This is a genomic window from Thermocatellispora tengchongensis, from assembly GCF_014202315.1.
Taxonomy (GTDB): Bacteria; Actinomycetota; Actinomycetes; order Streptosporangiales; family Streptosporangiaceae; genus Thermocatellispora; species Thermocatellispora tengchongensis.
The window spans coordinates 425,978-435,330 of sequence record NZ_JACHGN010000009.1 but is presented as its reverse complement, the minus strand read 5'-3'; the positions used below and the strand labels follow the sequence as shown (position 1 = coordinate 435,330).

The following is a 9,353-nucleotide window of genomic DNA, read 5'->3' as shown; positions in this document are numbered from 1 at the left end:
GTGAACTCGAACGGGTGGATCATGCCGGGCGTGCCGGCGGTGCCGAAGAACAGCGCCCACAGCGACCAGCCGAACGCGGCCAAAGTGCCGATCGACACCAGGGTGTCCATAGTGGCCGCGCCGTGGCGCAGGTTCACCCAGGCAGCGCGGTGGAACGGCCGGCCGGCGTAGATGACGACCGGGGCGGCCAGGGTGAGCGAGAGCCACTGCCAGTTGCGGAACTGCAGCGCCGGGATCATGGCCATGGCGATCACCGGCACGCTCAGCAGCACCGCCGTGATCAGCCGGGCGCGCAGCGGGGCCAGCTCGTCGGGCGCGGCCTCCTGCTCCGCGGGCTCCTCGCGCGAGGGCTTGGGCAGCTCGGCGGTGTAGCCAGCCTTCTCGACCTCGGCCACCAGGGCGTGCGGGTCGAGGCCGTCGGGGTAGGTGACGGTGGCCTTCTCGGTGGCGTAGTTGACCGTGGCGGTCACGCCGTCGAGCTTGTTGAGCTTGCGCTCGATCCGGTTGGCGCAGGACGCGCAGGTCATGCCGCCGATGGACAGCTCGGTGGTGGTCATCTCGCTCACTCCTTCCGGTCGCCCGCGCGCACGGTGAACTCGGCGGTGTGCACCTTCCCACCATGCTTGAAGTCCAGGAACAGCCGGTAATCGCCGGCGCTGGGCACCTCGGCGTAGAACGTGATCCCCGGGCCGGGCAGGGTGCGGCCGTCCTTGGGCACGCCGTCGGGGTGCACGTGCAGGTAGGCCAGGTCGCCGGCGCGCAGCGCCACCAGGTGGCCGTACGCGCCCAGGTAGGGCTCCAGGTCGTCCACCGGCTCGCCGTCCTTGGTCACGGTGAGCTGCACCCCGCTGGACTTGCCCGGCAGCAGCTCGCCGTCGAGGGTGACCTCGTAGCCGTCCACCGTGGAGGTGCGCTCCTCGCCGGGCAACTCGGCCGGCCGGTAGTCGCCGGGCGCCTGCAGATCGACGCCGAGCGTCATCGCCTCGCCGCCCTCGGGGGCGAAGTCGGCGAAGGCCCGGTACGCCCCCGGGCCGGGCAGCGTCAGGTCCACCGACCACACGCCGCCGGAGGTCATCTCGGGGTGCAGGTGCCGGAACTCGCCCAGGTCGCGGGAGACCACGATGAAGTGCATCTTCTTCTCGTGCTCCACCTGGTACGCCGTCACGGGCGCGCCGCCGGGGCCGAGCACCCGGAACCGGAACTCGGACTTCTCGCCGGGCGTGAGCGTGGTGGTCTCGGGGACGAGCGTGTAGCCGCCCTGCGACACCTGCAACCCGCCGGGGGTGTCGTGGGACACCGGCTCGGCCTCGCCGCCGTGGGCGTGGCCGCCGTCGTCACCGTGGCTCTCGCCGTGGCCGGCCCCCGCGTCGGCGTGCGCCGGGGGCGGGGGCGGGGGCTCGGTGACGTCGCCCATCGCGGTGCCCACGCCCAGGGCGCCGCCGAAGATCACGGCGAGGCCCAGGGCGTACAGGCCGAGCCTGCCGGCTGCGTTCACGGCTGATCCGCCACCGTGTAGCCGGCCTCCTCGACGGCGGCCACGATCCGGGCGGGCTCGATCGGCGCCTCGCTCTGGACCGTCAGCAGGCCGGTGGCCAGATCGACGTCCACGCCGGTGACCCCGGCGACCTCGCCGACCTCCTCCTTGACCGAGCTGACGCAGTGGCCGCAGGTCATGCCGGTGACGGTGTAGGTAGCGGTGGTCATGTCATTCACTCCCATGTCGATAGATACGCAAACGGTCGCCGGGGCGGGTGCCCGCTATGACCGGACGAGCCGGGCGATGGCGTCGGAGGCTTCCTTGATCTTGGCGTCGGCCTCCGGGCCGCCCTCGCGCGCCGCCTCGGCCACGCAGTGGGCGAGGTGCTCGTCCAGCAGGGACAGGGCGAAGGAGCGCAGGGCGCTCGTGCCCGCCGACACCTGGGTGAGAATGTCGATGCAGTACTGATCGTCCTCCACCATCCGCTGCAATCCCCGGATCTGCCCCTCGATACGGCGCAGCCGGCGCAGATGGTCCTGCTTGGCGGCGGAATATCCGGCCATCGGCTCCTCCTCTCATCCGCTCGCTCTCGTGCACCTGCTCCAACACCCTACCCCCCTAGGGTATTGCGTCATGGACCATAGCATACCCCCTCCCCGTATGTGAATCTGGTAAAGTCCCCCGCATGACGTTCTTCTTCCGACGCTGACCACATCCGCCGGCGGGCCGAGGAGATCCCGCTGCCGGCGAGGCGGGGCGGCGTGGCGCCGTCCCGGGTCGCGACGTGGGAGAAGAACGTTTCATGCGGGTTCACGCATGCCTGTTCGCCGTCCCGCGTCCCGGTCGCGCCGCAGCCCGATGACGGCGGCGCGCCTGGTGGCGCGAAGTGTCGGCGGAATCGAAACCATCGTGGCCGGCGAGATCCTGCGCTCGGGTCTCGGCTCGGTCACCCACATCGGCCGCAGGGAGGTGCGCTTCGCGCCGCCCCCGGCCCCGGCGGACATGACCGGGCTGCGCACCCCCGACGACGTGTTCGTGGTGGCCGCGCGCATCCCGGACATCGGCCGCGGCAAGGACGCCCTCGGCGCGCTGCGCGCCCTCGCCTCCGGGCCCGGATGCGCCGCCGCCCTGCGCGCCCGCGCCGCGTACGGCGGGCCGGAGCGCGCGCACGGCGTCGAGGTGTCGGCCTCGTTCACCGGGAAGCGCAACTTCAGCCGGTACGACGTGGAGGACGAGGTCGGGGCGGCCCTGTCCGCCGCGCTCGGCCTGCCCTACCACTCCAGGCGGCAGGGCGAGCCGCCGCCGCCCGGGTACTCCGGCTGGCGGGTCACCCTGGACGGGGAGACCGCCGCGCTGATGGCGCGGATCGCCGAACGGCCGCTGCACCGGCGGGCGTACAAGCGGGAGGGCGTGCCCGGCACGCTGCACCCGCCCGTGGCCGCCGCCATGGTGCACCTGGCCGCCCCCACCGACGGCGAGCTGGTCGTGGACCCGTTCTGCGGCGCCGGCACGCTGGCCGCCGAGGCCGCCCGGCCCGGCGTACGCGTCCGCGGCTACGACCTGGACCCGCGGGCGCTGGCGGCGGCGCGGGCCAACACCGCCGGCATGCCCTCGGTCCGGCTGGAGCGCGCCGACGCCGCCCGGCTGCCCCTGGCCGACGGGAGCGCGGACGTCGTGCTGGCCAACCCGCCCTGGGGCGAGCAGGTCGCGGCGCGCGGCCGGGTCGCGGCACGGCCCGGCGCCTGGTGGGCCGAGCTGCGCCGGGTGCTGCGCGGCCGGGCCGTGGTGCTGCTGCCCGACCCGGCCGAGCTGCGTACGGCGATCGGGCACGGGCTAGTGCCGGTCCACCTGCGGCACGTCAGCCTGTCCGGCATCCACCCGCACATCGCGGTCCTCGGCCCCGGCCGCCCCGCCCTGCGCCCCCGCCACCGCGCGGGCCGAGGGGCGTGAAACGGCGGCGCCCACCCCCGGGGCGGGGGTGGGCGCCGGCTGGTCACTTCAGGACCGGGAAGTCCCGGACCAGGGCGGTGTTGCCCCACCACCTGCCGATCCCGAGCGTGTCGCCCGCGCCGGCCAGCGCCAGGCCGATCAGGACGATCGCGTAGACGATGTGGTCGTCCAGGAACGGGTTGGTCTCCAGGGGCAGCTCCGCCGCCCACATGAGCAGCAGCATCGCCGTGCCGGCGCCCGCGGCGACCCGCACGCCCGCGCCCAGAATCAGCGCGGCGCCGACGCCGAGCAGGCCGAGCATGAACAGCCAGTCCACCCAGACCTGCCCGGCCAGGGCGGAGAAGAACCCCCCGAGCGCGTGCTCGGAGGTGCCCTTCAGGAAGCCGGTCGTGGGGCTGCCGCCCGCGAGCCAGGCGCGCTCCGGCGGGGTCGCGAAGCCCCAGCCGAAGGTCTTGTCCAGGAACGCCCACAGGAAGATCCAGCCGATGGCGATCCGGGCCAGGCCCCAGGCGTAGCCGGCCGCGCGGGCGGGAGCCTGGGGGGAAGCGGGGAGGGGGAGGGCGGACGTCTCGTGCCGCCCGTGCGTGGTGGCCATTGCCGGCCCCTTTCGTGGTCCGCGTGCCGTTCTGGCGCACTCCCAGTGCACCGCGACGCCGCCGGGGGCGGCAGGGCCGTACCGCTCCCCTCCGCGGATCACAGGTCCCCGGAGATCGGGGACCTTCGCCCCTGTCCCGGCGCGCCGCCTAGTGGACGGTCAGCTCGCCGTACTGGGACAGGGCCGCGGTCAGGTCGTCCCGCCGGCCGTGGAGCACGGTGTCCAGGAAGGCCACGGTGGCCGCCGCGGTGACCCGGAGCCCGTCGGTGCGGCCGGAGGAGCCGGCGAGCGCCGGCAGCGGCGGCAGGTACAGCGGGGCGTCGGTGAACGTCAGGTGCGCCGACCCGGGCACGGTGAGCAGGTAGTCCGTCGCCGTGCCGAGCCGGAGCACCTCGGTGAGGCGGGGGATGTAGTCCGGGTTCTCCCCCCGCCGGACGTCCTGGGTGAGCGCGAGCACGGGCCGGTGGAACGCCCGGGGGGCGGGGTCGCGCGGGAAGCCGTCGATGTCGATGGCCGCCGCGAACCGGTCGTCCTGCCGGAGCGCCTGCAAGGCGGCGGCCCCGCCGATGGAGTGACCGGTCACGGCGGCCCTGCCGGTGTCGAGCCGGCCGGTCAGGGGGCCCGGGATCTCGCCGCGGTCGAGGCGGGCGAGCTGGGTGAGCACGAAGCCGAGGTCGGCGGCCCGGACCGCGGTCCACCCCGCCGCCAGCCGCTCGTCCCGCTCCGGGTCGCCGGTGGCCGCGACCCGGGTGCGGATCTCGCGGCCGTCGGCGAGGGTGACGACGGCCGAGTCGTACGGATGGTCCAGGCCCGCCACGACGTAGCCGCGGCTGGCCAGCTCCTCCGCCCAGGCGGTGTTCTGGGTGCGCACGCCCCCCAGCCCGGGAGAGAACAGCACCACCGGGAACCGGCCGCCGCCCTCGGCCACCGGGGCGCCGGGCACCGCGTGGGTGCGGACCATCGGCAGGTGGTCCAGCACGAAGCCGGGCACACCGAGGTACGCGGCGGCGCCGCGGGCGACGGCCCGCGCCTCCCCCGGCGTACGGCCGAGGTAGTGCGCCCGTGGGGCGTCCGGGCTCTCACGGGCGGGGTACCAGAGCTGGACCACGACCGTACGCCGGTCATCGCGTGCGGCGGTGGCCGTCTCGGCGCGGCCGGCGTCGGTCCACTGCACGACGGTGGTGCCGACCGCGTACGGGCCCGACGGCTCGGGGAACACGGGCACCGGCAGCGCCCACGCCACCGCCCCGCCCGCCAGGATCAGGGCCAGGCACGCCGCCGATCCCGCCACCGCCGGCCACCGGCCGGCCGGCCACGCACGCCGTCCGAGCAGCGTGGGAACGGCGAGCGCCAGCGCGACGGCCCCGCCCGCCAGGACGGGGGCGAGCTGCCAGCGGACCCCGAGCACGGCCGCCACCACCGCGGACACCGCGAAGACCGCCGCGGCGGCCGACGCGACCGGCCGGCGCGCGCGGGGCGGGAACAGGCGGACCGCCACCAGGGCCACGGCGGCCGGCACGACCGCGAACTCCGCGGGGCTCAGGCCGAGGATCGTCACAGGCATGTGAGCATTCTTGGCGCACATGGAGGCGGGGGCATCGGTCCGGAGGCCGGGGAGCGTGTGCCCCGCGGGTATGACCCGGCGCGGCGGTCTGCGACCGTGGTCCCACGGCGGCTACGCCGAACGCGCACCCGTCAGGGCGGTGGCGACGCCGAGCCCCAGGTAGACGACGCCGCTGAGGGTGCGCAGCGCGCCGGCCCGAGCCCTGGCCCGCAGGCGGGCGCCCAGGGCGCCGGCGCCGACGGCGTACACGATGTCGGAGACCAGGCCGAGCAGCAGCAGCGTCGTGCCCAGCACCACCACCTGGAGCGCGGGCGCGCCCGCCTCCGGGCGTACGAACTGCGGCAGGAAGGCCAGGAAGAACAGGATCACCTTCGGATTGAGCACGTTGACGACCAGGCCCTCCAGGAAGATCCGGCGCAGCGGGCGCTCCTCCCCCGCCCCCGGCGCGTCCTGCTCGCCGCCCCGGCGGCGCAGCGTACGGACGCCGAGATGGATCAGGTACGCCGCGCCCGCCAGCTTCACCACCGTGAACAGCACCTCCGAGCGCGCGATCAGGTACGACAGACCGGCCGAGGCCGCCGCGATGTGCACCATCGTGCCCACCTCCACCCCCAGCGCCGAGGCGATCCCGGCAGCCCGGCCCTGCGCCATGCCCCGCGCGATGATGTAGAGGTGGTTGGGGCCGGGGATGGCCACGAGCGCGAGCGACGCGACGACGAACACCACGAGCGTGGACGAGGACACCATGCCCGCGAGGCTAGATGCCGCATGGCCTCCCCAGACAGGCCAATCCGGCATTCGTTCCGTGGGCCATTCGCGCCCGGCGGTCCTGGCGGCGAACACGGTCGGTGGGGCGTGCGATACTCGGCGGCGTGGCGGCACTGCGTACGACGGCGGAGAACGAGCTGGTCGGGCGTGCCGCCGAGCTGGACCGCCTCCTGGGCGTGGCACGGGCCGCGGCGGCCGGTTCCGCCGGGGTGGCGCTGGTCGGGGGCGACGCCGGGATCGGCAAGACCCGGCTGGTGACCGAGCTGGCCCGGCGCGCCGCCGACGAGGGCTTCACCGTGCTCGTCGGCCAGTGCGCCGAGCTGGGCGACGCCGTGCCCTACCTCCCGCTCGCCGACGCGCTGCGCGGCGCCGACCCCGAGCTGATCGCCCGCTGGCCGATCCTGCGCCGGCTCCTGCCCGGCACCCCGCCCCCGCTCCCCAAGGACGATCACGGCGGCCTGACCCAGCAGCGCCTGTTCGGCTCCACGCTCGCCATGCTGGCCGAGCTGTCGGCGCGGCAGCCGGTGCTGCTGGTGTTCGAGGACCTGCACTGGGCCGACCGGTCCAGCCGCGACCTGCTGGTGTTCCTCACCCGCATGCTGCAGACCGAGCGGGTCTGCCTGGTCGGCACCTACCGCACCGACGACCTGCACCGCCGCCACCCCCTGCGCCCGCTGCTCGCCGAGCTGCGCCGACTGCCCGCGGTGACCCCGGTCGAGCTGCGCCCGCTCACCTCCGACGAGCTGGCGGGCCACCTGGCCGCGCTGGGCACCGACGCCGACGCCATCGGCACCATCGTGCGCCGCGCCGAGGGCAACCCGTTCTACGCCGAGGAGCTGCTGGCCACGTACGGCGAAGGGCTGCCCGAGAGCCTGGCCGAGCTGCTGCTCGCACGCGCCGAGCGGCTGTCGGAGCCCGCCCAGGCCGTGCTGCGCGCCGCCTCGGTGGCGGGCCGGCACGCCGGGCACGAGATCCTGGCCCGGGTCTGCGAGCTGGACGAGCGCGACTTCGACGACGCGATGCGCGAGATCGTCTCCCAGGGCCTGATGCTCCGCGCCGGGCAGGGCTACGCCTTCCGGCACGCCCTGCTCCAGGAGGCCGTCTACACCGACCTGCTGCCGGGCGAGCGCACCCGGCTGCACACCCGCTTCGCCGCCCTGCTCGCCGACGCGGCCGCGGCCGGGCTCCGCGAGGACGACGGCACGTACGCCGAGCTGGCGCACCACGCGCTGGCCAGCCACGACCTGCCCCGGGCGCTCGCGGCCTCGGCCGAGGCCGGGCGCCGGGCGATCCGGCTGGGCGCGCCCGCCGAGGCCCGCCGCCACTTCGAGGCCGCGCTGTCGCTGTGGGACCGGGTGCCCGATCCGGAACGCCTGGCGGGCGACGACCACGCCGGGCTCGCGCTGCGCAGCGCGGTCGCCGCCGCCGACAGCGGCGACAACCACCGGGCCATCGCCCAGCTCCGCCGCCTGCCGCCGACCCCCGAGGTCAACGAGCGCCTCGCGTACTACCTGTACGAGACCGACGCCGTGGCCGACTCCGCGCGGGCGGGCGCCGCCGCCGTCGCGGCCGCGCCGGAGGGGCCGCAGCTCGCCCGCGCCCTCGCCACGTACGCGCGTACGCTGATGTGGACTCCCGAGCAGCGCGAGGCCCGGGGCATCGCGGCGCGCGCCCTGGCCGTGGCCGAGGCGCACGGCGCCCTCGACGCCGAGGTCAGTGCGCTGGTCGTGCTCGCGGCGGCGGCCGAGGCCGAGGGCGACTTCGACGGCGCCGAACGCCTTCTGGAGCGCGCCTGCGCCCGCCGCTCCCCCGACCTGTCGGTGAACCTGCGCGCGATCTTCAGCCTGGCCCGGCTGCGCTACGAGCGCGGCGAGCTGGCCGCCGCCGCCGAGACCACCGACGAGGGCATCCGCCTGTCCCACGAGACCGGCCTGCGCTGGAGCACCTACGGCACCGACCTGCGGTTCCTCCGCTTCCTGATCCACTACGTGGCGGGCGAGTGGGACCTGGCCCAGCAGGTCGCCGCGGGCTTCAACATCCGCGTCGGCACCCCGGCCGAGGCCACACTGTCGTCCTTCGCCCTGTTCGTGGAGGTCGCCCGCGGCCTGCCCGTCGTCGAGGAACGGCTCACCTGGCTGCGCAGGTTCTTCGACACCCCGCTCGTGTCGTACATCGCCCGGGGCCTGGAGGCCGAGCACGCCCTCTGGCAGGGCGACCCCCAGGCCGCCCTGGCCCACGTCCGAGCGGTGGTCGAGATCCTGGAGCCCTTCGACCCCGCCCTCATCCGCATCTGCGCCACCGGCCTGGCCGCCCTGCCCCCGCACGGCGACCCGGCCCTGGCCGACGACCTCCTCGCCCGCGCCCGCTACGCCGCCACCACCGGCCCCGACTCCGGCACACGGCGCCCGCTCCTCCTGGAGGGCATGGCCTGGCTGCGACGCGCCGAGGCCGAGTGGCACCGCGTACACGGCACGGCCACCTCCGCGATGTGGCGCGAGGTCCTGGCCGCCTTCGACTACGGCTTCGCCTACGAGGTCGCCCGCACCCGCTGGCGCCTGGTCGACGCCCTCCTCACCGAAGGCGACCGCAAGTCCGCCGAACGCGAGTGGCGCCAGGCGATGGCCACCGCCGAGGCCCTCCAGGCCGCCCCCCTGCGCCGCGCCCTCACCACCCAGGCCCAGCACTCCCGCCTGACCGCGCCCCCCGCCCAGACGCCCCTGACCCAACGCGAACGCGAGGTCCTGTCCCTGGTGGCCGAGGGCCTGACCAACCGCGAGATCGCCGCCCGCCTGACCATCGCCCAGAAGACGGTCAGCGTCCACGTCAGCAACATCCTGGCCAAACTAGGCGTGAGCACCCGCACCCAGGCAGCCGCCCACGCCCCCCGCCACACCCGGAACTGACCCGCCGAGCCCCAACAGCCCGCGCCAGACCCAACAGCCAGAGCAACAGCCCGCCAGACCCAACAGCCCACCAGACCCAACAGCCAGGCCAATAGC

At 75.4% G+C, this 9,353-nt stretch carries 9 protein-coding genes; 2 read left to right on the top strand and 7 right to left on the bottom strand.

The features are described from left to right. The 4 genes from HNP84_RS23210 to HNP84_RS23195 all read right to left on the bottom strand — a co-directional run. A partial coding sequence (locus tag HNP84_RS23210; protein ID WP_185051875.1) for a cation transporter occupies nt 1-557 on the bottom strand: 557 nt, incomplete at its 3' end. A 5-nt stretch (nt 558-562) separates the two neighbouring features. After that, nucleotides 563-1,495, bottom strand: coding sequence for a DUF8832 domain-containing protein (locus HNP84_RS23205; protein ID WP_185051873.1), 933 nt, complete (start codon nt 1,493-1,495; stop codon nt 563-565). Beyond that, nucleotides 1,492-1,704 carry a heavy-metal-associated domain-containing protein gene (locus HNP84_RS23200; protein WP_185051871.1) on the bottom strand — a complete coding sequence of 71 codons (213 nt, stop codon included), beginning with the start codon at nt 1,702-1,704 and terminating at the stop codon, nt 1,492-1,494. Before HNP84_RS23200 ends, HNP84_RS23205 begins: the two co-directional genes overlap by 4 nt. Nucleotides 1,705-1,758: 54 nt before the next feature. Further along, the gene (locus tag HNP84_RS23195; RefSeq protein ID WP_185051869.1) at nt 1,759-2,040 is read right to left on the bottom strand and encodes a metal-sensitive transcriptional regulator; all 282 of its coding nucleotides are present in this window, start codon (nt 2,038-2,040) and stop codon (nt 1,759-1,761) included. Between the two features lie 253 nt (nt 2,041-2,293). Between HNP84_RS23195 and HNP84_RS23190 the strand changes: the two genes are divergently transcribed. Further along, nucleotides 2,294-3,427 carry a TRM11 family SAM-dependent methyltransferase gene (locus HNP84_RS23190; RefSeq protein WP_221336576.1) on the top strand — a complete coding sequence of 378 codons (1,134 nt, stop codon included), beginning with the start codon at nt 2,294-2,296 and terminating at the stop codon, nt 3,425-3,427. A gap of 43 nt (nt 3,428-3,470) precedes the next feature. On the opposite strand, the gene HNP84_RS23185 is transcribed toward HNP84_RS23190, so the two are convergent. The 3 genes from HNP84_RS23185 to HNP84_RS23175 all read right to left on the bottom strand — a co-directional run bounded on the left by HNP84_RS23185 (nt 3,471) and on the right by HNP84_RS23175 (nt 6,333). Then, a complete protein-coding gene (locus HNP84_RS23185; RefSeq protein WP_185051868.1) occupies nt 3,471-4,022 on the bottom strand; it encodes a hypothetical protein in 552 nt (183 codons plus the stop codon). Nucleotides 4,023-4,170: 148 nt separating this feature from the next. Next, nucleotides 4,171-5,586: an alpha/beta hydrolase family protein gene (locus HNP84_RS23180; protein WP_185051867.1), complete on the bottom strand. Its 1,416-nt coding sequence runs from the start codon at nt 5,584-5,586 to the stop codon at nt 4,171-4,173. 111 nt (nt 5,587-5,697) lie between these two features. Beyond that, nucleotides 5,698-6,333, bottom strand: coding sequence for a LysE family translocator (locus tag HNP84_RS23175; RefSeq protein ID WP_185051866.1), 636 nt, complete (start codon nt 6,331-6,333; stop codon nt 5,698-5,700). Between the two features lie 125 nt (nt 6,334-6,458). Here HNP84_RS23175 and HNP84_RS23170 point away from each other — a divergent pair, with 125 nt between their 5' ends. Further along, a complete protein-coding gene (locus tag HNP84_RS23170; protein ID WP_312925524.1) occupies nt 6,459-9,257 on the top strand; it encodes a helix-turn-helix transcriptional regulator in 2,799 nt (932 codons plus the stop codon). Nucleotides 9,258-9,353: the final 96 nt, after the last annotated feature.